Raw genomic sequence first — 20,289 nt, forward strand, 5'->3', positions numbered from 1 at the left:
TGTCGTGTTGCACTGAAGAGCTCGTCGCTGACATGGAGGTTGCACATGCGCTGGATGCTGGCTTTGCTTTTAGTCGCGCTTGCAAGCATTGCTTTGGCCGACGACGACACGACGACGCCATTGATCTGGGTCGAATTCGATATTGATCGCACGCCTTCGCAGTACCAGGGGATGCAGTTCGATCACCCGGATGTATGCATCTCGTTACCTGAAGTGAACAATCGGGTGCACAACCAGAAATCCGCCGGCAATGCACCCAACGGTATCAGCGGCCCCGGCCGTCTCATGCGTCGTGACAAGACCGGGCGGGTGACTGTTCTCTACGACTGTGCCGCTGCCGGGAAGATCTGTATGCCTACGGATCCTCGCCTGTCGTTTGATGGCACGAAAGTGGCGTTCACGCTTTATCACGGTAGTCAGTGGGAGCCGGTGTGTGGTTCAAGGAACAGGGTGCTGGCCGGGGTGTCTGGCGCCAGCGTCGCTATTCATGATTTGGTCACTGGGTCCACTACCGCTTGGCCCTATAAGCCAGGGCAGCATGACCTGACGCCGGCATTCGTGAATCAGAACGGTCGTTTGCGGGTGACGTTTTCATCGGATCGCGATCGCGAGTACGAGCCATTGTTGCCGCGAATGTCTGTTCAGGGCTATGCAAACCTGCAAACCTATTTCGCCGATCTCGATGGCGCGAATGTCGTCAAGACGGGTTATCACGACATGGCCAGTTTTTACGGTGCGACTCAAATTCGGGATGGCCGATTGATTGGCTCGTGCGCCCAGTGGGGCCATGATCTGGCCTATATCGGTTATGGCCCGGTTTACACCAATTACCCGGGAACCCTTCTGAATCAATGGTGGATATGCGCGACCGATCCTTGGGGCGGCTCTCAGGAGTCGTCGTTCGGTGCGCATTATCGTGGCCGTGCCTTGCACTGGGTCAGCCAGCTCCAGGACGGCAGGCTGGCGGTTGGGGAGTACTACCGAGGCAATAATAATCAGGGGGCGGGCAAGATTTTTCTGTGGTCGCCCAAGCCGTTCACCGTCGAGGGAGTCCCGGTTCGTGAAGCGAAGGGCCGCTTCGCCGCGCTCAACCCTCGCGATCTACTTGATGTTGCGAGTTGGGCGAACGGCAACGATGAAAAGGCACACTTCGATTTTTCCAATGCACGCTACAAGGGCAAGATCCGCGATCCGTTTGGCTTGCCTGGGAACGCCTTGGGTTTTGTGTGGTGCCAGGGCATGTGCAACAAGCAGATGGGCCTGAAGCCGGATGGCAACGACCGTTTTGTGGAACAAGGCCCCGACCCCAGCCGGCGCCCCGCAAATATCGTCAATCCAGTCGGGATCGAGATCGGTATCTACAAATTGCCGGCGGACAAGATCCCGTCGGATGATTACCAGCGCGACCCGGTGCGTTTGATTGATCGACCGGGAGTGGCTGAATACGGAGCGATTTACGGCGGGCCGTATATCGATGTTCACGGTCAAGCCACACCCGACAACGTCGCACAGCCACGCTCAGAAGATGGAAAGTGCTATTTGCATATCGCGTCCCAGCAGTCTGAGACGAAGGCCTATCCGGTGCTGCATGGCAACTACCGCTGGGGGCATCAGGAGTTGTCGCCCTTGCTTGGCAAGGAACTGGTCGGAGTCAAAGATGCCGATGTGAAGTACATCCGGATTACCCAGGTGCTGCCGAATACCGAGCGAGTGCGCAATTTCGCCGGGGAAGGTCGGCAGTGGTGGTCGGTGTGGGGGTATCGTGGGGCGATTCTTGGCGACGCGCCCGTCGAGTCGGATGGCTCGGCAAACATCGAGGTGCCCTGCGATGTGCCTTGGGTGCTGTCTGGTCTGAACGCCGATCACGAAGTGATTCGTCGAGACATGATGCCGCAGTCCTTGCGCCCGGGCACTGTACTTAGTTGCGGCGGTTGCCACAACCACAATGATATTGATGCGTCCCCCGAGTTTTCTGGCAGCCTCGCCGCAATGCAGCCGCCGACGCGCCTGCTCGTCGCGACCCGTCAGCCCGAATACAACGCGGATATCGTGCCGATTCTCAACCGTCGTTGTGTCAGCTGCCACCGTGGATCGCAAGCCGCGGGGGGCATTGATTTTGACGACCGTGATGCCTCTGATGGAATGACGACGGTAAAGATGCTCATCAACGACTTTGAGCAAAAGGTAAATCCGCGCCCTGTGCAAGTGCATCAGCGCTCGGAGGGTTATTCCGAGAAGGCTGTGTATCGCCTCGATCGACCGCACATCTCCTGGCTGATCAACGGAAACTACGCCGCCGGCTCCGCCTTCTACTGGTATTTCAAAGGGCGCCGGGCGGACTATCGAACGAATGCAAGCACGAGTAATGACATTGATTTCAATGCAGCACATCCGGACGTCGGTGCCAGTGCCGAGGAGGTGACGGTGGTGCGGAACTGGATCGATACCGGTGCGTTTGTCGATCCGACCGTTCCTGCGCCACGTTATGATGGGGAGGGCACCAGGCGTGTGCCGCCATCACCGGGCGTCAGCGGAGGCGGTCAGGCGGGTGCCAAGGGCGGTGGTGGCGGTGGGGTTGACCGGCAGCCCGTTGGCTATCTGTCGGCGCCCGAGCGACCGGCAAAGACGGGTGGCGGGCCGGCGGGTAAGTGGGCGTGGTTCCCGGGCGTGTGGCAGATTGCCAATGAACGGTATTTCGATCCTCATGGCGTGGATTTTCAATGGGCGTATTCACGCACGGATCCGGTGCCGCCCCGCATGCGTCTGTTTGTGCACCTGCATGGCTCGTCCGCAGGAAATGGCGCCGGCATGACGCAAGTCTTCGCGCCACCGCTTGCACGGGCGGGTCAGATCGAATTGCGCAACCAGGACGCCGAAGCGCATCAGGGCGCCTGGCGGGAGTCTTGGGCATACGGTGCGGACGGGCAGATTTATGCGGGCCGGAGGTTGGCCGGGTCTATTGAATACTTGTTGCAGCGCTACCCCCAGATTGATGTTGATAAATTGGGTATCGTGCTCAAAGGCGGCTCAATGGGCGGTGGGGGTGCAGTGAGTCAGAGCATGATTCTGCCCGACCCGTGGCGCGCGCGAATTGCCTACGTGACCGGGGCTATTGGCCTGATCATGCCGCGCCGGATCGCGCAGCGTAACCCCGGCATGTACGCTGGCTGGCCGCCCGACCGGGGGGGCGGCAGGGTCTCTTGGGATCGCATCGATTTCGCCATTCAGGCTGAGCGTGATCCGGTCGTGCGAGGGATTCACTATCGCCACGTGTTCTCCACGGATGACGGATTCAGCGCCGGACCGGATGGTAATACACAGCTGGAATTCGTGAATCTGGTAGAGAAACACCGTATTGGCGGGGCGTTTTCCTGGTTTCGGAACGGGCACAATTCATCCGAACCGGGGGTGAGCCTGCCCGCGCTGTCGGAGTTCGAGGCCCCGGAGCAGGACGTCACACTGGACCGGGCGCATCCCGCATTTACACGGTCTACCGGAAACCACCCGTTGTTGGCGGAGGATCGGGTTGATGAAGCACGCTTTCCGCGCGGGCACTACAACATGGGCTTGTTGTGGGATCACGCGAAAATCGTGGATACGGCCTCACAACTTGTGTTCCCGATTCGCTATAAACGGCGGACCGGTATCGGCGCGGAGGTGCCCGATCAGCCGGCGCGCATCACCGTCAGTGTGACGCCGCGTCGGTCAGCGCATTTCCGCCTGCACGAAGGGGAGCGGATTCGTTGGTCTTGGGATGGTGGCGCCCTGGAGGGCAGCGCGCTTGTGCTTGGCGACACGGTGACTGCAGACGGCATTCCGTTGATTTCCGGTGAGCCGTACAAGACGCTGAGGTTTTATAAGTAGGTGTGTTTGTTGGTTGTGTCGGCTAGATGCGTAGTTCTTTACGACGCAAGACGCCGTCCAAGCACTCTAGATAGGGGGCACTACCATGCCAGTCAGCCAAGACCCAGCGCTCGCATGGCTGATTCTCGATGTCGTGAATATGGGTCGCCGGGCGGTGGGTGTGTCCGTGGATCATCAGGCCGCATTCGGCGCTCTGGAAGGCTGAAACAACCGCGGATTCGTTGACGTCCATGATGTCGGCCGCTTTTTGCTGCTTGCCAGCTTCGCTTTGCGCGCGGATGCCTTCGATGATGGCTCGGCGCTCGTCGAGCGGGCGGGCGAGAAATGCGGCTTGCCAGTCAGGGTTTCGGACTTGTTGTCGGAAGGCCTGGTAGGCGTGATCGTCGGTGCACAAGACGTCACCGTGTAGAAGGACCGCGTCGCGTCCGCCAAGCGAAATGGCGACAGGTTCGATGGCGAGCGCGATGCCGGTCGCCGCGCAGAAGTCTGCGCCGATCAGAAAATCGCGGTTGCCGGCCACGAAGATGACGGTGGTGCCGCTGGCTGTGAGATCGGTGAGGTGATCGGCAATGTGGCGGTGATACGGGGCGGCGAGGTCGTCGTCGCCAGCCCAGTACTCGAAGAGATCGCCGAGGATGTACAGCGTTTTGGCCTGGCGCGCGGGTCCGGCCAAAAAAGCTTCGAAGGCGCGCGTGGTCGCGGCCTCGGCCGCACACAGGTGCAGGTCGGCAATGAAGAGAACCGGTCCGTCCACCTGTGTGCCCATGGGCGCGATCAGATGATCTCGGCGCGCTCGATGATGACGTCTTCGGTCGGCACGTCCTGGTGGAAGCCGGACGAGCCGGTCTTGACCGCGCGGATAGCGTCAACGGTTTCCAGGCCTTCGGTCACACGCCCGAAGACGCAGTAGCCCCAGCCCTGCGGCGACGGCGAGCGGTGGTTCAGGAAGTCGTTGTCAGACACGTTGATGAAGAACTGGGCGGAGGCTGAGTGCGGATCCTGGGTGCGCGCCATGGCAATCGTGCCTTTGTCGTTCTTCAGGCCGTTGTCGGCTTCATTCTTGACCGGTTCGTTGGTCGGCTTTTGCTTCATGCCGGGCTCGAATCCGCCGCCCTGAATCATGAAGCCGTCGATCACACGGTGAAAAATGGTGTTGTTGTAGTGGCCGGCCTCGACATAGGCCAGAAAGTTCTTGACCGTCTCGGGCGCTTTTTCAGCGTCGAGTTCGAGGGTCATGGTGCCGTGATTGGTGTGCAGTTTGACTGCCATGTGATGCTCCTTGCGTGTTCGGGTGAGATTATTTGCTGCCGGTGATTTCACGGGCGCTGCGAATGGTGATGTCCTCGGTGGGGACATCGCGATGACCGCCAGCGATGCCGGTCGGCGCGGCGCCGATGGCTTTGACCACGTCCATGCCTTCTACGACTTTGCCGAATACGGCGTAACCCCAACCATCAAACGAGGGGTAGTCGAGCTTGCTGTTGTCGACGAGGTTGATGAAAAACTGGGCGCTGGCCGAGTGCGGATCGCTGGTACGTGCCATGGCGATGCTGCCGGGGACGTTGCTGAGGCCGTTCTTGGCTTCGTTCTTGATGGGCTCGCGGGTGCTCTTCTGCTTCATGCCGGGCTCAAAGCCGCCGCCCTGGATCATGAAGCCGGGAATGACGCGGTGAAAGATCACGCCATCGTAGAAGCCGTCATTGACGTATTTGAGAAAATTTTGGGTTGTCACCGGTGCGGCTTTGTCATCGAGTTCGATGACGATCTGGCCTTTGTTGGTTTCGAGTGCGACCTTGGGGCCAGCGTAGGCGGCGCCTGTGGACAATGCAAAGCTCAGCGCGAGCAACAGTGCTTTCATGGTGTTTACCTGTGTCGGTTTTTGGGGTGAGCGGGGTGGTGTGCCCCGGCACGTCAATTGCGAGAGATCAGCGAATCAGGCGTTGCCTTCATAGGCAATTCGCCACTGGCCGTCTTCCTTGATCCAGTATTGCTTCTTGCGCCGCTGATCGTCGTGGTTGTTGCTTTCATAACGCTGATCGAAGCTCACTTCGACCAATTCGTCCTTGCCGGGGCTGCGCAGCATGCTGATGCGATCCAGGCCCACTTTGATCCAGGTCTTGCCGCCGGCCACTTTGCTTTTGTGCTTCGACCAGCTCGCCAGATCGGCGCTGCCGCTCTTGAAGTTTTTGGCGTAGTGCTTGAGATAGCGGGCAACATCCCGGCTCTCCCAGTCTTTGCGCCAGGATTCAATAGCCGCATTGAGCGAACCGCGCTCGGCCTGCCAGTCGTCCATCGACAGCCATTCGATCTGGTTGCTGATGATGACCGGCGTCATGCCGACCTGGACGTAATTGGACAGGGTGTTGAAGTCCTGATTGGCGAGCACCACGCAGCCCTCTGAAGCGCGCGGCGGGCGAGCATAGGTGTCTTGCGGCACGCCATGCAGCCAGATGCCGTAGCCGGTGCGGCCGACCCGTTTGTCCCACTCGTTGGGGTAGTTGATCGGGAAGGCGCCGTCGCCGTAGAGGTCGGGGAGCTTGCTGCGATCAATTTGCGAGATGACGTGATAGACACCCACTGGCGTCTTGTTGTCGCCTTCGCGGATTTTTTCAGCGCCAGCCTTGCCGTGACTGGCATAGAAGTCGGCCACGAAACGCGGCGTACCGTTCTCGTTCTTGTAAACGTAGAGTCGGGCGCGGCGGGTATCGACCACCACTGCGTACTTCTGCTCTGCGCCCATTTGCAGCAAATAGCGCGGTACGTAATGGGTCTGCGGTTTGTCACGGTAGGCGCTCAGCCGGGCCAGCGCTTCGTCACGCAGATCGTTGATCGCGCCACTGCTGCTGCCGGTATTACCGAAGCCTTTGAGTGCGCCCCCGCGCGCGAGCAGGAGATCGCCCTTGATCAGGTGGGCCAGCCGGAAATTCGGATACACCTTGATGATGGCCTCGGTCTGCGCGAGTGCCTCGTCAAGACGCTTTGATTCAATGGCTTGAAACACCCGCAACAGATCGGCGTCCGGGCCGCTGTCCGACAGTGTTGCCGCGGATGCGCCAAGTGCGACCGTTGCGAGCGCCCCGATGACACCGAGGCGGAGGGTATTGAATACGTTCATTGGAGACCGATCAATTCCTGCTGAATGCGCCACCGGCCATCTTGCTGAACAAAGACCAGTGTTTTGTTGGTGGAGCCGCTAAAGCCGGATGAATCATAGTGTTGGCGGAATGTGGCTTTGGCCGTTTGGCCCTTGATCGTGACGTCGATATTTTCGAGCACGACTGAAATCTCACCGGGTTTGTCACCCACGCGCGCCTGACGTTCATTTTCCCATTGCGATCGGCTTCGGCCGCCCGGTACGCGGAAGTCTTTGGCGTAGTGCGACAGGTAGGCCTTGACGTCTTTGCGGGCCCAGTCGCGCGCCCAGCCGCTGAGTGCCTCGCGGACTGGATCGGTGGCGTCGACTTTGGCAGGCGCCTTGACGGGCGCGGCCGGTGCGGCCACGGCGACTGGCGCCGGTGTTGGTGCCGCAACGACTGGTGTGGGTGCCGGGGCAGGCGCAGCAACGGGGGCGGGTGTCGGGGCAGGCGTCGGTGTGGCCACGGCGACTGGCGCCGGTGGTGTTGGTGCCGCAGCGACTGGCGTGGGTGCCGGGGCAGGCGCAGCAACGGGGGCGGGTGCCGGGGCAGGCGCCGGTGTGACCACGGGTGACGGCAAGGGCGTCTGCGCGGGCTTGGCAACGGCGACCGGTGCGACGGGTTGGGCGATGGGCTTGGCTGGTGCAGGGGCGGCCTGAGCCATGACCACTGGCGGTGTGTGCCCGCCCGAAGCGGTCATGAGCTCGCGAATCAAGGCCAGCTTGGATTGCGCGACGGTATTGCTGGAGTCGAGCTGCAAGGCCTTGTCGTAGGCCTGGCTGGCCATGCGGGCGTAGACATCGCCGAGATTTTCGTGTGCCGTGGCGTAGCTCGGATGCGTGCGAATCGCCATTTCGAGCGCCGCCTTGGCTTTGTCGAAGGACTTTTGCTGGGCGTAGAGCACGGCCAGATTGTTGTACGGCTCGGGCAGCTCCGGATAGTCCTCGGTCAGCTTGCGGAAGACACCGATCGCCTCTTCGACCTTGTTCAGTTCGGTGAGAGCGACGGCTTTCAGGAAGCGGGTCTGTGGATCCGTGGGATTGCTGGTCAAATCGACGTCAGCAACACGGATCGCTTCAGGGAATTGGCCACGTGCGACCAGGGCCTGGATTTCCTGAACAGACGCGATGGCGCTCTGCCCGAAAGTGAGGAACAGCGCAGCGGATGCGGCGTGCAGGACGGAGGAGTCGCGTTTTTTCATTGTGATATACTTCGGCACCAAATTTGTCGCCGTTGATAGCTCGAAAAACAACGGGGCATTCTACCAATAAACATCAGTCGAGTCTCACCCGGGGCGCTTTGCCGGTTGCCGACTTGCCGTCGAAAAAGGCGGGTTCCCCTTGTGGGGCCCGCCTTTTTTGCGATTGGCGCGGGCGTTGGCACGAAGCTCCCATCTGAACAGGCACTTGTCCCATGTTGATGATTCACAATTCCCTTTCGCGTGAAAAAGAGCCGTTCCGCCCGATAGAGGCCGGAAAAGTGCGGATGTATGTGTGCGGGATGACGGTCTATGACTATTGCCATCTGGGGCACGCCCGGGTGATGGTGGTGTTCGACATGGTGACGCGTTGGCTGCGGGCCAGTGACTACGATGTGACCTATGTGCGCAATATTACCGACATCGATGACAAAATCATCCGACGAGCGGGCGAAAATGGCGAATCGATTCGCGCCCTGACCGATCGATTCGTCGCTGCCATGCACGAAGACGCGGCCAAACTGGGCGTCTTGCCGCCCGATCATGAGCCGCGCGCGACCGAGTACGTCGAGGGCATGCTCGGCATGATCGGCCAACTCGAAACCCGCGGCCTGGCCTATGTGGCCGACAACGCCGATGTTTGCTACGCCGTGCGCAAGTTCGCACCCTATGGTCGTCTGTCGGGCAAAACGCTGGACGAATTGCGGGCGGGCGAGCGCGTGGATGTGGCCGACGGCAAGCGCGATCCGCTCGATTTTGTGCTCTGGAAGCGCGCCAAGGAAGATGACCCGCGCGACGCACGCTGGGCGTCGCCGTGGGGCGAAGGGCGTCCGGGATGGCACATCGAGTGCTCGGCCATGGGCTCGGCCTTGCTCGGCAAACAGTTCGATATTCACGGCGGCGGCCAGGATCTGCAGTTTCCACACCACGAAAATGAAATCGCCCAGAGCGAAGGCGCGCATGATTGCCAGTATGTGAATTACTGGATGCACAACGGATTCGTGCGGGTCGACAACGAAAAAATGTCGAAGAGCCTGGGCAATTTCTTCACCATTCGCGAGGTACTCAAGCAGTACGACGCCGAAGTCGTGCGCTTCTTCATCTTGCGTGCGCACTATCGCAGCCCCTTGAATTACAGCGATGCCCATCTCGATGATGCCCGCACGGCCTTGACGCGTCTGTACACGGCACTCAAGCACGCGCCCGAGGCAATCGAGGTGGTGGATTGGACGGGCGAGTTTGCGCTTCGGTTCCGCGCCGCGATGGATGACGATTTCAATACCGCCGAAGCCATGGCGGTGTTGTTTGAAATGGCCGCCGAGGTCAATCGCACCGCAAACGCGTCGCTGGCCTCGCAGTTGCAGGCGCTGGGGAATGTGCTCGGTTTGCTTGAGCGTTCGGCGACGAGCTTCTTGCAGGGGGGCGGTGACGCCGATGGTCTGGATGAAGCCGCCATTGAAGCGGCGATTGCCGAGCGCGTGGCCGCCAAGCGAGCGAAGGATTACGCGGCCGCTGACCGCATTCGCGCCGAGCTCCAGACGGCCGGCATCGTGCTTGAAGATACGGCCGAAGGCACGCTGTGGCGTCGAGCGTGACATGTTGAACATGCATGCGCGGCACGCGGGGCTGGATTCGGGCACACTTCGTTCATGACGCGAGTGCACCTTCTTTCCCAGTGGTCCGGGCACACCGATTGTGCCAAATGCCCGGTGCGCGACTCGGCCTTGTTCTCGTCCTTGGCACCTGAGCAGATCGCGCTGGTTCAGGGCAGTCTCGATGATCTGAAAATCGAGGCAAAGCGGGTGCTTTATCACCAGGGCGCTCGAAGCGACGCGCTCTATACGGTGCGAGAAGGTGCGATCAAGCTGGTGCGCCATGGCGCCGATGGCTCGGCGCGTATTGTGCGCATCATCAAGCCGGGCGATCTGGCCGGTCTCGAGGTGCTCAGCGGGCGCGAATACGATGCGTCGGCCATCGCCATTGGTCCGGTGAGGGTGTGTCGCTTGCCGCTGGCTACGCTCGATCGTTTGCGGACCATCGATTCGGGTCTTGGTCAGCGCATGCTGGAGAAAGCCGGCGACGCGTTGGCCGAAGCCCAGTTGTGGCTGGCTGAACTCACCGCAGGTAGCGCCCCGGCGCGTGTGCGCGTCGCGCGCCTGCTGCTGCGCTTGAAGACCAAGCCGGGCAGCACTGAGGTGTTTCGCCTGGCCTCGTCGGATATCGCGGCCATCCTGGGGATCACCGTTGAAACCGCGAGTCGGGTGATCGCGGCCTTCAAGCGCAGCGGTGTTTTGACGCCGCCGGCGGCAGGCAGTTATGTCATGACGGCCGATTCAGATCGCTTGATGCAGGAAGCCGAAAGCCGCGCGGACTGAGTCGTGCCGGTTGTCGTGCCGCCGCGTCCAGATGCGGCGCGGTGCTGCAAACGCGGGTGTCTTGGCCGCGCTCCGACGACCCGCGCTCCGTCGCTTGGTGTGCTCTCAGCGCAGATATTTCCCGCGGCTGATAATCGCCAGATCGACAAATTTCGAGGCCACGTGATCGCGGGGCGAAAAGCCGATCTTGACCCCACCCGCATCCCAACCGTTCAGACTTTCCAGCGCCTTGATTAGCTTGTCGCGTGTCAGCTCCGCGCTCGCGCGCGTCAGGCCTTCCGTCAGCACCTTGGCCGCCATATAGCCTTCCAGCGAGGTGTAGGACATCTCGACTTTCGCCGCTTCTGCCGCTTTCCGGTAGGCCTGAGCCACCTCATGGTCAAAGCGGAAGGGGGAGGGCACCACCTGCGCAATCACCAGGCCGTGCGCGTTTTCGCCCAAGGTCTTGATCAGCTGATTGGCGCTGATGACTGACAAGCCGTAGAGCATCGGACGCGCATCGCGGGCGCGCAGTCCCTGCATGATTCCGATCGAGCTTTTGCCCGCGGTGACCATGATCAAGGCGGCGGGGTTGGCTTGCGCGATCGTGTCGGCGGCCTGCTCGGCGTCTTCGGCCGAGGCTTTGACCGCAACCTCGACGACTGCCGTCAAGCCTCGTCCGGCGAGCGCCTTGCGCGCCACGTCCAAGCCCGCGGTGCCAAAGCTGTCCGCGTGGTGAACGACCCCAATGCTGGTGATGCCGGCGCTCACCAGATGGCTGACGATCTTTTCGATTTCCTGGCCATACGAGGCGCGCATGTGGAACACCTCGGGCTTCATGCCTCGCAGCATGTCTGCGCCGGTGTAGGGTGCAAAGAACGGCACCCGGGCTTCGGTGGCGACCGGAATCGTGCGCAGGCTGGGGCCGGTGCCGAAGCATCCGAACAAGGCAAACACCTGCTTGTCTTGAATGAGGGCTCGTGTGTTCTGTTCTGCACGTTCAGCATCGTAGGCGTCATCGAGCGTGATCAATTCGATCTTGCGCCCATGAACGCCACCGCCGCGATTGACCGTGTCGAAATACAGGCCGGCGCCGCCAAGGTACTCACTGTTGAGCGTGGCCAGCGGACCGCTTGCGGCGCCCGTCTGGCCGATCAGGATGCGCTCGGCGGTGACGCCGATTTCGGCATGAACCAGGGGGGTGGCCGCGAGCAGCACTGCGGCGATCCAGGATTTGAGTGGTCGCATGGGCGTCCTCTATGTAAGGGGGGCGTTGGAGCGCGGAGTCTCGGCGGATGTTCGGGTCAGGCGGCGTGCACGGGCAGGCATCGCGCGGTGACACGCGGCGGATGTGCTGGGTGGGGGCCGCGCTTTTGGCGGAGGTGGGCAGTGCGGTTGGATGTTCCGTGGCCGGAGTGTCCGAGCCATGCGGGTACGACGGGAGCGATCGTGTGGTGCGGACGCGTGGCAGTCGCGGCCGAGGGCCCTCGTGGCGAGCCGCCTAGAGTGAGATATGGCATTGTATTTATGTCTTTTGTAAAAAAATGTCTCCTGCGGGTCGAGTATAGCGAAGCTTCCGCGAACGTAAACGTTCGTTTGACGATGGCTGACGAAACGGGGGTACGGGCGGATGTGCGGTCGATGCTGGCCGCGAAGCAATCGGAGTGGCACGAATGGCCACTCCGGGTAAGGGGTGTTACTGGAAGAAGTCTTTTACCTTGTCCATCCAGGACTTGGCTTTTGGGTTTTGTCGGTCGGCATTCTCGGAGCCAATACTTTGAAATTCCTCAAGAAGCTCCTTCTGACGATCAGTCAATTTGACCGGCGTTTCGACCAGCACATGGCACATCAGGTCACCCTGAACATGTGAGCGGACATTGCGAATCCCCTTGCCGCGCAGGCGGAAGACCTTGCCGGTCTGGGTCTCGGCGGGCACCTTGATGCGGGCCATGCCGTCCAGTGTCGGGATCTCGATGTCGCCGCCCAGGGCTGCGGTGGCGAAGCTGATGGGCATTTCGCAGTGCAGATCGTCCCCCTCACGCTGGAAGACGGCGTGCGGTTTGATATGGATTTCGACATAGAGGTCGCCTGACGGGCCGCCGTTGATGCCAGGCTCGCCATGACCGCCGTGACGCAGGCGCATGCCTTCGTCGATACCGGCGGGAATCTTCACTTCCAGCGTCTTTTGCTTCTTGACGCGGCCCGCGCCATGGCAGGTGGCGCAGGGGTCGGGAATGTACGAGCCCGAGCCGTGGCATTTCGGGCAGGTCTGCTGGATCGAGAAGAAACCTTGCTGGATGCGCACCTGACCCGCGCCGCCGCAGGTCGGGCAGGGCTTGGCGTGTGAGCCAGCTTTGGCGCCACTGCCGCCGCAGGTGTCGCAGCGTTCCTGGGTGGGAATGCGGATGGTTTTCTCGGCGCCGCGGGCGGCTTCTTCGAGCGAGATTTCGAGGTTGTAGCGCAAATCTGCGCCGCGATAGACGTTGGAGCGTCCGCCGCGACCACCGCCGCCACCACCAAAAATATCGCCAAAGATGTCGCCAAAGGCGTCGCCGAAGCCCTCGAAGCCCTGGCCGCCCGCACCGGCGCCCATGCTCGGATCGACGCCGGCATGGCCGTAGCGGTCGTAGGCGGCACGCTTGTCGGGCTCGGACAGCACCTCGTAGGCTTCTTTCACCTCTTTGAAGTGTTCCTCCGCATCCTTGCTGTCCGGGTTGCGGTCGGGGTGAAACTTCATCGCCAGCTTGCGATAAGCCTTTTTTAGGTCGGCGTCGGAGACGTCACGATTGACGCCGAGAATTTCGTAGAAGTCGCGCTTGGCCATGGTCTTGTATCAGCTCTGTCGTGGAAAGGCCGGACCGCGCTGCACGAGGTGCAGTACGGCCCGGCCGGGTGTTGCGAGGGAGCGAATTACTTCTTCTCGTCCTGCACTTCGGTGAACTCGGCATCGACGACATCGGCGTCTTCGGCCTTGCCACCCTGGGCGCCTTCAGCCGCACCCGCCGCACCGGTTTGGGCCTGTGCGTCGGCGTACATCTTCTCGCCCAGCTTCTGGCTGACCTGACCGAGAGCCTCGGTCTTGGCGACGATGGTGTCCTTGTCGTTGGACTTCATCGCTTCTTCGGCTTCGACAACGGCCGCTTCGATCTGCGCTTTTTCCTCCGCTTCGATCTTGTCGCCGTGCTCGGTCAGCGCTTTCTTGATTGAGTGCACCAGCGTGTCGCAGGCGTTGCGGGCATCGACCAGTTCATGCGCCTTCTTGTCATCTTCGGCGTGCGCCTCGGCGTCGCGCACCATGCGCTCGACTTCCTCGTCGCTCAGGCCGGAGTTGGCCTTGATGGTGATCTTGTTTTCCTTGCCGGTGGCCTTGTCCTTGGCCGACACATGCAGGATGCCGTTGGCGTCGATGTCGAAGGTGACTTCGATCTGCGGCATGCCGCGCGGTGCCGGCGGGATGTCGGACAGGTTGAACTGGCCCAGGCTCTTGTTGCCGACGGCCATCTCGCGCTCACCCTGCAACACATGGATGGTGACTGCGTTCTGGTTGTCTTCGGCCGTCGAGAACACCTGGCTGGCCTTGGTCGGGATGGTGGTGTTCTTCTGGATCAGCTTGGTCATCACGCCGCCCATGGTCTCGATACCGAGGCTCAGCGGGCTGACGTCGAGCAGCAGCACATCCTTGACTTCACCTTGCAGCACGCCACCCTGAATCGAGGCGCCGATGGCGACGGCTTCGTCCGGGTTCACATCGCGGCGGGCTTCCTTGCCGAAGAACTCCTTGACCTTGGCTTGCACCATGGGCATGCGGCTTTGACCGCCGACCAGGATCACGTCGTCGATGTCGGTCACTTTCAGGCCGGCATCCTTGAGCGCCACGCGGCAGGGCTCGATCGTGCGGCTCACCAGCTCTTCGACCAGCGACTCGAACTTGGCGCGGGTGATCTTCACGGCCAGGTGCTTGGGGCCGGAGGCGTCAGCAGTGATGTAGGGCAGGTTGACTTCGGTCTGGCTGCCGGAAGAGAGCTCGATCTTGGCTTTTTCAGCGGCTTCTTTCAGGCGCTGCAGGGCCAGCACGTCTTTCTTCAGATCGACGCCCTGGTCTTTTTGGAACTCGGTGACGATGTAGTCAATGATGCGCTGGTCGAAGTCTTCGCCGCCCAGGAAGGTGTCGCCGTTGGTGGCCAGCACTTCGAACTGGTGCTCGCCGTCGAGGTCGGCGATCTCGATGATCGAGATGTCGAAGGTGCCGCCGCCCAGGTCATACACCGCAATCTTGGAGTCGCCCGGCTTCTTGTCCATGCCGAAAGCGAGCGCGGCTGCGGTCGGCTCGTTGATGATGCGCTTGACGTCCAGACCGGCGATCTTGCCGGCGTCCTTGGTGGCCTGACGCTGGCTGTCGTTGAAGTAGGCCGGCACGGTGATGACCGCTTCGGTGACTTCTTCACCGAGGTAGTCTTCGGCGGTTTTCTTCATCTTGCGCAGCACTTCGGCAGACACCTGCGGCGGGGCGATTTTTTTGCCGCGCACTTCCACCCAGGCGTCGCCGTTGTCGGCCTTGGCGATGGTGTAGGGCATCATCGCGATGTCTTTTTGCACTTCTTTTTCTTCGAAGCGACGGCCGATCAGACGCTTGATGGCGAACAGCGTGTTCTTGGCGTTGGTCACCGCCTGACGCTTGGCCGGGGCGCCGCACAGGATCTCGCCGTCTTCGGCGTAAGCGACGACGGACGGCGTGGTGCGCGCGCCTTCGGAGTTTTCAATGACCTTGGGCTTGCCGCCTTCCATGACGGACACACAGCTGTTGGTGGTGCCCAGGTCGATACCGATGATCTTTCCCATGATGGTTCCTTTAACGAGATGCTTGTCTGGCCGGACCAGGCATCCGGTCCGTTGTTGAATTCAGAAGTGGGGGCGTGGTGCGAAATTTCAACCCGCTTTGGGCGCAGAAACGATCACCAGCGCCGGACGGATCACCCGCTCGTGCAGGCTGTAGCCGCGCTGGAGCACGTTGATGACACGGTTCGGCTCGCCGTCGTCCGGCTGGGCGCTGATCGCCTGGTGCAGGTTGGGGTCGAATTTTTCGCCCATCGGGTCGATGACGGCGAGGCCGGCGCCGTCGAAGGCGGCGGTCAGTTGCTTGAGTGTCAGCTCAACACCATCACGCAGGTTTTCGACCGTGCTGTTCTCGGCGGCGAGGGCGGCCTCAAGGCTGTCCTTGACCGGCAGCATGGCCTGCGCGAATTTTTCGGCGGCAAATTTACTGGCCTTGCCGATGTCTTCCTGCGCGCGGCGACGCACGTTTTCGGTCTCCGCTTTGGCACGCAGCCAGGCGTCGTGATGTTCGCTGGCTTTGAGTTCGGCCTGGCGCAGGGTTTCTTCCAGGCTCGGCATCACGTCGGCTTGCGCGGTGTCCTGGGCAGCTTCAATGGTGTTTTCTGTGGCGTCGGTGTCGGTCGCATTGACGTCGATAACCGGCGTTTGCTCGGGGGCTTCGGGCGTCTGTTTCTCTTGCATGGATCGGTCCTGATGCGGTTTGAGTTGGGCGATGCAGGCCTAACTTGGGGCTGGGTCGCGGATTTCAAGCCGAAAAAGCGAAATTTGTTGTGCCCAGTAATGGTGTGATTTGCATCAAGCCGGGGAGGCGGGGGCATAATGATGCGTATCAAATACGGCCGCGCGTGTGTGCCGTCACGGCTTGGGTGGAGGATTTCAATGAGCGATCTCCCGGCACAGATCGGGAATTTCCGGATCATCAAGGAGCTTGGCAAGGGCGCGACGGCCACCGTCTACCTGGCCGAGAGCCCGGACTATCCGGAGCCGGTGGCCCTGAAGTACATCCGCTTCGAAGACAAGTCCAAGGACGAAGCCAAGTGGAACCGGCGGCTGCTGAAACTGCTCAAGGCGGAGCGGGCGGTCGCCAGTCGACTCAACCATCCGCACATCATCCGTATCTTCGAAGGCGTGGTCGCCCACAAAGAAGCCTATGTGGTGATGGAGTATTTCGCCGGCGAATCGCTCGAGCGCTTCTGTACTTTCGCCCACTTGCTGCCGGTGCATCGAACCATCGGCATCGTATTCAAGTGCTGCATGGCGCTCGACTATGCCTATCGTCAGGGCGTGGTACACCGGGACATCAAGCCGGCAAACATCCTTGTGGATGAAAAGGACAACGTCAAGATCACCGATTTTGGCTTGGCCATGAACATCAACAAGAAGGTGGATACCGATTCGACCTTCATCATGGGCGTCGGCTCGCCGGCCTACATGTCGCCGGAGCAGATCAAGAGCTATCCGCTCAATCAGAAAACCGATCTCTACTCGCTGGGTGTGGTGCTTTTTCACATGCTCACGGGGCGTTTGCCGTTTCGCGCCAAGAATCCCGCGCAATTGATCTACAAGATCATCAATGCCGATCCGCCTGCCGTGACGCAGCTATTGCCGGATCTGCCGGAGCTGATGGATCGCGTGATACGCAAGTCGCTCGAAAAGGATCTGTACTCGCGCTACAAGAACGGCGCCGAGTTTGCCAAGGATCTGTCGGCCGTCCGCTACCAGCTGGTCGATGACAAGCTTCTGCCGCCAGACACCAGTCGCTTCTCGACCTTGCGCAAGCTGAGCTTTTTCACCGAGTTTGACGACATCGATGTCTGGGAAGCGCTACGCATCTCCACCTGGCGCACCGTGAAACCGAATACCACCCTGATTCGCGAGGGCGATCAGGACCAGCGCTTTGGTTTGGTGATTGAAGGCAAGGTCGAGCTGTCGGTGGCCAACAAACGGATCATCGAGTTGGGTGAAGACGAGGTATTCGGTGAAACCGCATTTCTCGATGAACTTGGCCACAAGCACGTGTTCTCGGTGGTGTCGCTGACCGACGCGACTTTCCTTGAGATCAACCCGGCGGCGCTGGCCTTGTCGACTGACGAGAGTCAGGACCTGTTCCGCCGGCGCCTGACAACGACCATGGTCAAGCGCTTGAGCCTGCTCTCGGCGGATGTCGCGAAACACGCCCCGTCGGCCGCCAAAGGCCAGGCGCTGGCCGCGGGTATTGATTTGCAACTGATGGACGACTGAGCCGCGGCTCAGAGGTTTTCACGCGTCCAGGCGGCCAGTCGGGTCGCGTCCATGGCGCCGCTGATGCGCGCGACTTCCCGTCCCCCACGAAACAGCACCAAAGTCGGAATGCTGCGAATGTTGTAGCGGCCGGCGAGCGCCTGTTCATCCTCGGTGTTGACCTTCAGCAGACGGGCTTCGGTCATCAGCGCCTTCGCCGTGGCCTCAAACGCCGGCGCCATCGAGCGACAGGGGCCGCACCAGGGCGCCCAGAAGTCCACCAGCACCGGCAGATCATCGTTGGCCAGATGGCGCTCGAAGACCGGTGCGCCGGTCGGGATGGCTTTGCCTTCGATGAGTGGCTCGCGACACTTACCGCAGCGCGCGCCGTCGCCGAGGCGGTGAGCGGGAACACGATTGACGGCTTGGCAGTGCGGGCAGACGACCTGCGGTGTGTCGGCGGGCATGGGGCGTTCCTGATGATTAGCGATGGCTGATACATGGTGGCCGCTTGTCGGCTTTCAAGACCGTTCTTCCGCTACCGGTAAAGTTTTTCGGTCTGCGGCCGAAAGCGTCCTTATGCCCCACATGAATCCGGGCCGGAGGACGTTCGAGTGAGCCAAAGCAGCGTATATGGCATCAGCCGTGTCGATAATGAAGCGAGCCGCACCCATGGCTGGCTGGTCACGATCCAGCGCCGGGGGGTGATCTACCGGAAGCACTTCAGCGACGGCGTGTTCAGTGGCAAGCGCAAAGCCTTCTCGGCCGCCAAGAGCTATCGGGACGAGGTGATTGCCGCGCATCCGCCCTTGTCGATGCAGGAGTATTCGTCGATCCGAAAAAAGAACAATCGTTCTGGCGTGGTCGGCGTGTGCCGCTACTGCGCCTCGGAAACGCGAGACCTGCCCGAGGACAGGCAGCGCTGGTTCTGGGTGGCGTCGTGGCCCTTGCCGGACGGTCGGCGCAAGCGTGTCAAGTTTTCGGTGAATAAATACGGCGAAGATGGCGCGTTCAAACTGGCGCTCGAGGCGCGCAATGAGGCGCTGAACAAACTCGATGGCGATTTCGACCCGGGTGCCGTGCGTCGGCGGCCGGCGCGCAAATCGCCGTCACACAACGGCGCAGACAAGTCGGCCCGACTCTGATGGTCTGGAAGGGGCCGGGCTGACTCAGCCCCGCCCATCGGGCGGCCAGCGATTGACGCTGACGCGCACCGTTTTGTTGCCGTCCGACAAGGCCATGCTGACTACCCAGGTGAGCAGGCTGTAGACCAGCGCCCCCCAGAATGCCGTGGAAAAATCCGGCACCAGCAATCCTGCGACAAGCCCGGAAACCAGCCAGAACAGCAGCCCGTTGATGACCAGGGTGAAGATGCCCAGGGTCAGCACCGTGATCGGCAGCGTGATCAAGATCAGCACCGGGCGGATCAGGGCGTTGACCAGGCCGAGCAGCAGGGCGCTGATCAGCGCCGTGGTGTAGGACGTCACCTCCAGCCCGTCCACCAACTCGGGCACCAGCATCAAGGCCACCGCATTGAGCGCCCAGCGCGCGATCAGCGTCACATTCACTTCGCGTCTCCGTTCTTGGCGCCCAGGGCGACGGCGCGCGCCTTGCCGATCTGACGATCCGCCGTGCTTCGGCGGGGGTCCGCTTCAAGCCAGTGGCCGGCGTGGCGGATCACCAGTGCGGTGAGCGCATGCATCCAGTCGTTGCGGGTGTTCAGGCAGGGGATGTAGTGGAAGCGCTCGCCGCCGTGGGTGAGGAAGGCCTCCTTGCACTCCATGGCGATCTCTTCGAGCGTTTCAAGGCAGTCCGAGGAGAAGCCGGGGCACATGACGTCGACCGAGCGTACGCCTTGCTTGGGCAGGGCTTCGAGTGTGGGTTGGGTGTAGGGCTTGAGCCACTCGGCCTTGCCGAAGCGTGACTGGAAGGTGAGCATCACGCGCTCGGGCGCGATGTCGAGCGCGTCAGCGAGCAGGCGCGCGGTCTTGTGGCATTCGCAGTGATAGGGGTCGCCTTTGTCGAGCGTGTAGCGCGGCACGCCGTGAAAGCTCAGGATCAGGCGGTCGGCCTGGCCATTTCTGGCCCAGTGCTCGGTCACGCTGGCGGCCAGCGCCGCGATGTAGCCGGGGTCGTCATGGTAGCTGCGAATGAAGCGCAGTTCGGGCAGATTGCGCCAGGCGTGAATACTGCTGGCGACCTCGTCCATCACGCTGCCCACCGTGCTGCCGGCGTATTGCGGGTAGAGCGGCACGACCAGGATGCGGTCGCAGCCCGCAGCGCGCAGCGCATCGAGCCGGTCGGGAATGGACGGCTGGCCGTAACGCATGGCCCAGTCCACTTTCACGTCGTGATGTCCCGCCTCGGTCAGGAAACCGGCCAGCAACTTGGCCTGACGTTCGGTGTACACGCGCAGTGGCGAGCCTTCGTCGGTCCAGATGGAGGCGTACTTTTCGGCAGACTTGGCAGGGCGGGTGTTGAGGATGATCAGGTTGAGGATCGGCCACCACGCCAGCCGGGGGATCTCGACCACGCGAGGGTCGGACAGAAACTGTTTGAGGTAGGGGCGGACGGCGGCTGCGGTGGGTGCCTCGGGCGAGCCGAGGTTGACCAGCAAGACACCAATGCGCGGTGTGCTGCCGTGAGCATGCGTCGGTTCAGGCCGGTAACGGGCCATCAAGATGTC

The 20,289-nt window shown here is 61.5% G+C and carries 17 protein-coding genes; 5 read left to right on the forward strand and 12 right to left on the reverse strand.

The window, feature by feature from the left end; all coding sequences use genetic code 11:
* Nucleotides 1–45: 45 nt before the first annotated feature.
* Nucleotides 46–3,864, forward strand: a complete 3,819-nt coding sequence (locus FHP89_RS08170; RefSeq protein WP_144172943.1) for an HzsA-related protein — start codon at nt 46–48, stop codon at nt 3,862–3,864.
* A 22-nt stretch (nt 3,865–3,886) separates the two neighbouring features.
* Here the strand turns inward: FHP89_RS08170 and FHP89_RS08175 are convergent, their stop codons facing one another.
* The 5 genes from FHP89_RS08175 to FHP89_RS08195 all read right to left on the reverse strand — a co-directional run bounded on the left by FHP89_RS08175 (nt 3,887) and on the right by FHP89_RS08195 (nt 8,199).
* Nucleotides 3,887–4,630, reverse strand: a complete 744-nt coding sequence (locus FHP89_RS08175) for a UDP-2,3-diacylglucosamine diphosphatase (protein ID WP_144172945.1) — start codon at nt 4,628–4,630, stop codon at nt 3,887–3,889.
* Between the two features lie 8 nt (nt 4,631–4,638).
* The gene (locus tag FHP89_RS08180; RefSeq protein ID WP_144172947.1) at nt 4,639–5,133 is read right to left on the reverse strand and encodes a peptidylprolyl isomerase; all 495 of its coding nucleotides are present in this window, start codon (nt 5,131–5,133) and stop codon (nt 4,639–4,641) included.
* A gap of 28 nt (nt 5,134–5,161) precedes the next feature.
* Nucleotides 5,162–5,722, reverse strand: coding sequence for a peptidylprolyl isomerase (locus FHP89_RS08185; protein ID WP_144172949.1), 561 nt, complete (start codon nt 5,720–5,722; stop codon nt 5,162–5,164).
* A 75-nt stretch (nt 5,723–5,797) separates the two neighbouring features.
* On the reverse strand, nt 5,798–6,979 hold the full coding sequence (locus FHP89_RS08190) for a L,D-transpeptidase family protein (protein ID WP_144172951.1): 1,182 nt from the start codon (nt 6,977–6,979) through the stop codon (nt 5,798–5,800).
* Entirely contained in the window at nt 6,976–8,199 is a 1,224-nt protein-coding gene (locus tag FHP89_RS08195; RefSeq protein WP_144172953.1) for a nuclear transport factor 2 family protein, read from the reverse strand. The genes FHP89_RS08190 and FHP89_RS08195 overlap by 4 nt, the downstream gene beginning before the upstream one ends.
* A gap of 212 nt (nt 8,200–8,411) precedes the next feature.
* Between FHP89_RS08195 and cysS the strand changes: the two genes are divergently transcribed.
* Both cysS and FHP89_RS08205 read left to right on the forward strand, forming a co-directional pair.
* The gene (cysS, locus tag FHP89_RS08200; RefSeq protein WP_144172955.1) at nt 8,412–9,791 is read left to right on the forward strand and encodes a cysteine--tRNA ligase; all 1,380 of its coding nucleotides are present in this window, start codon (nt 8,412–8,414) and stop codon (nt 9,789–9,791) included.
* 54 nt (nt 9,792–9,845) lie between these two features.
* The gene (locus FHP89_RS08205; RefSeq protein ID WP_144172957.1) at nt 9,846–10,571 is read left to right on the forward strand and encodes a Crp/Fnr family transcriptional regulator; all 726 of its coding nucleotides are present in this window, start codon (nt 9,846–9,848) and stop codon (nt 10,569–10,571) included.
* A 105-nt stretch (nt 10,572–10,676) separates the two neighbouring features.
* Here FHP89_RS08205 and FHP89_RS08210 read toward each other — a convergent pair whose 3' ends face one another.
* From FHP89_RS08210 to grpE, 4 genes are all read right to left on the reverse strand, one after another.
* Nucleotides 10,677–11,798 carry an ABC transporter substrate-binding protein gene (locus FHP89_RS08210; RefSeq protein WP_144172959.1) on the reverse strand — a complete coding sequence of 374 codons (1,122 nt, stop codon included), beginning with the start codon at nt 11,796–11,798 and terminating at the stop codon, nt 10,677–10,679.
* 448 nt (nt 11,799–12,246) lie between these two features.
* Entirely contained in the window at nt 12,247–13,374 is a 1,128-nt protein-coding gene (dnaJ, locus tag FHP89_RS08215; RefSeq protein WP_144172961.1) for a molecular chaperone DnaJ, read from the reverse strand.
* 86 nt (nt 13,375–13,460) lie between these two features.
* Nucleotides 13,461–15,389, reverse strand: a complete 1,929-nt coding sequence (gene dnaK / locus FHP89_RS08220; protein ID WP_144172963.1) for a molecular chaperone DnaK — start codon at nt 15,387–15,389, stop codon at nt 13,461–13,463.
* Nucleotides 15,390–15,476: 87 nt separating this feature from the next.
* Nucleotides 15,477–16,064: a nucleotide exchange factor GrpE gene (grpE, locus tag FHP89_RS08225; protein ID WP_144172966.1), complete on the reverse strand. Its 588-nt coding sequence runs from the start codon at nt 16,062–16,064 to the stop codon at nt 15,477–15,479.
* Between the two features lie 198 nt (nt 16,065–16,262).
* Between grpE and FHP89_RS08230 the strand changes: the two genes are divergently transcribed.
* On the forward strand, nt 16,263–17,624 hold the full coding sequence (locus tag FHP89_RS08230) for a protein kinase domain-containing protein (RefSeq protein WP_144172968.1): 1,362 nt from the start codon (nt 16,263–16,265) through the stop codon (nt 17,622–17,624).
* A gap of 8 nt (nt 17,625–17,632) precedes the next feature.
* On the opposite strand, the gene trxC is transcribed toward FHP89_RS08230, so the two are convergent.
* Nucleotides 17,633–18,070 carry a thioredoxin TrxC gene (gene trxC, locus FHP89_RS08235; RefSeq protein WP_144172970.1) on the reverse strand — a complete coding sequence of 146 codons (438 nt, stop codon included), beginning with the start codon at nt 18,068–18,070 and terminating at the stop codon, nt 17,633–17,635.
* Nucleotides 18,071–18,217: 147 nt separating this feature from the next.
* Here trxC and FHP89_RS08240 point away from each other — a divergent pair, with 147 nt between their 5' ends.
* A complete protein-coding gene (locus FHP89_RS08240; protein ID WP_144172972.1) occupies nt 18,218–18,748 on the forward strand; it encodes an AP2 domain-containing protein in 531 nt (176 codons plus the stop codon).
* 24 nt (nt 18,749–18,772) lie between these two features.
* On the opposite strand, the gene FHP89_RS08245 is transcribed toward FHP89_RS08240, so the two are convergent.
* Both FHP89_RS08245 and hemH read right to left on the reverse strand, forming a co-directional pair.
* Nucleotides 18,773–19,171, reverse strand: coding sequence for a phage holin family protein (locus tag FHP89_RS08245; protein WP_260851520.1), 399 nt, complete (start codon nt 19,169–19,171; stop codon nt 18,773–18,775).
* A complete protein-coding gene (gene hemH / locus FHP89_RS08250) occupies nt 19,168–20,280 on the reverse strand; it encodes a ferrochelatase (RefSeq protein ID WP_144172974.1) in 1,113 nt (370 codons plus the stop codon). Before hemH ends, FHP89_RS08245 begins: the two co-directional genes overlap by 4 nt.
* Nucleotides 20,281–20,289: the final 9 nt, after the last annotated feature.

The sequence above is a fragment of the Denitromonas ohlonensis genome, from assembly GCF_007625205.1.
In the GTDB taxonomy this organism is placed as follows: Bacteria; Pseudomonadota; Gammaproteobacteria; order Burkholderiales; family Rhodocyclaceae; genus Nitrogeniibacter; species Nitrogeniibacter ohlonensis.

Coding starts and splice junctions, on each gene's coding strand:
- FHP89_RS08175 (WP_144172945.1), bottom strand. CDS start 4,630: ATGGGCACACAGGTGGACGGACCGGTTCTCTTCATTGCCGACCTGCAC.
- FHP89_RS08190 (WP_144172951.1), bottom strand. CDS start 6,979: ATGAACGTATTCAATACCCTCCGCCTCGGTGTCATCGGGGCGCTCGCA.
- hemH (WP_144172974.1), bottom strand. CDS start 20,280: ATGGCCCGTTACCGGCCTGAACCGACGCATGCTCACGGCAGCACACCG.
- FHP89_RS08230 (WP_144172968.1), top strand. CDS start 16,263: ATGAGCGATCTCCCGGCACAGATCGGGAATTTCCGGATCATCAAGGAG.
- FHP89_RS08185 (WP_144172949.1), bottom strand. CDS start 5,722: ATGAAAGCACTGTTGCTCGCGCTGAGCTTTGCATTGTCCACAGGCGCC.
- FHP89_RS08170 (WP_144172943.1), top strand. CDS start 46: ATGCGCTGGATGCTGGCTTTGCTTTTAGTCGCGCTTGCAAGCATTGCT.
- cysS (WP_144172955.1), top strand. CDS start 8,412: ATGTTGATGATTCACAATTCCCTTTCGCGTGAAAAAGAGCCGTTCCGC.
- FHP89_RS08195 (WP_144172953.1), bottom strand. CDS start 8,199: ATGAAAAAACGCGACTCCTCCGTCCTGCACGCCGCATCCGCTGCGCTG.
- dnaK (WP_144172963.1), bottom strand. CDS start 15,389: ATGGGAAAGATCATCGGTATCGACCTGGGCACCACCAACAGCTGTGTG.
- grpE (WP_144172966.1), bottom strand. CDS start 16,064: ATGCAAGAGAAACAGACGCCCGAAGCCCCCGAGCAAACGCCGGTTATC.
- FHP89_RS08180 (WP_144172947.1), bottom strand. CDS start 5,133: ATGGCAGTCAAACTGCACACCAATCACGGCACCATGACCCTCGAACTC.
- dnaJ (WP_144172961.1), bottom strand. CDS start 13,374: ATGGCCAAGCGCGACTTCTACGAAATTCTCGGCGTCAATCGTGACGTC.
- trxC (WP_144172970.1), bottom strand. CDS start 18,070: ATGCCCGCCGACACACCGCAGGTCGTCTGCCCGCACTGCCAAGCCGTC.
- FHP89_RS08205 (WP_144172957.1), top strand. CDS start 9,846: ATGACGCGAGTGCACCTTCTTTCCCAGTGGTCCGGGCACACCGATTGT.
- FHP89_RS08210 (WP_144172959.1), bottom strand. CDS start 11,798: ATGCGACCACTCAAATCCTGGATCGCCGCAGTGCTGCTCGCGGCCACC.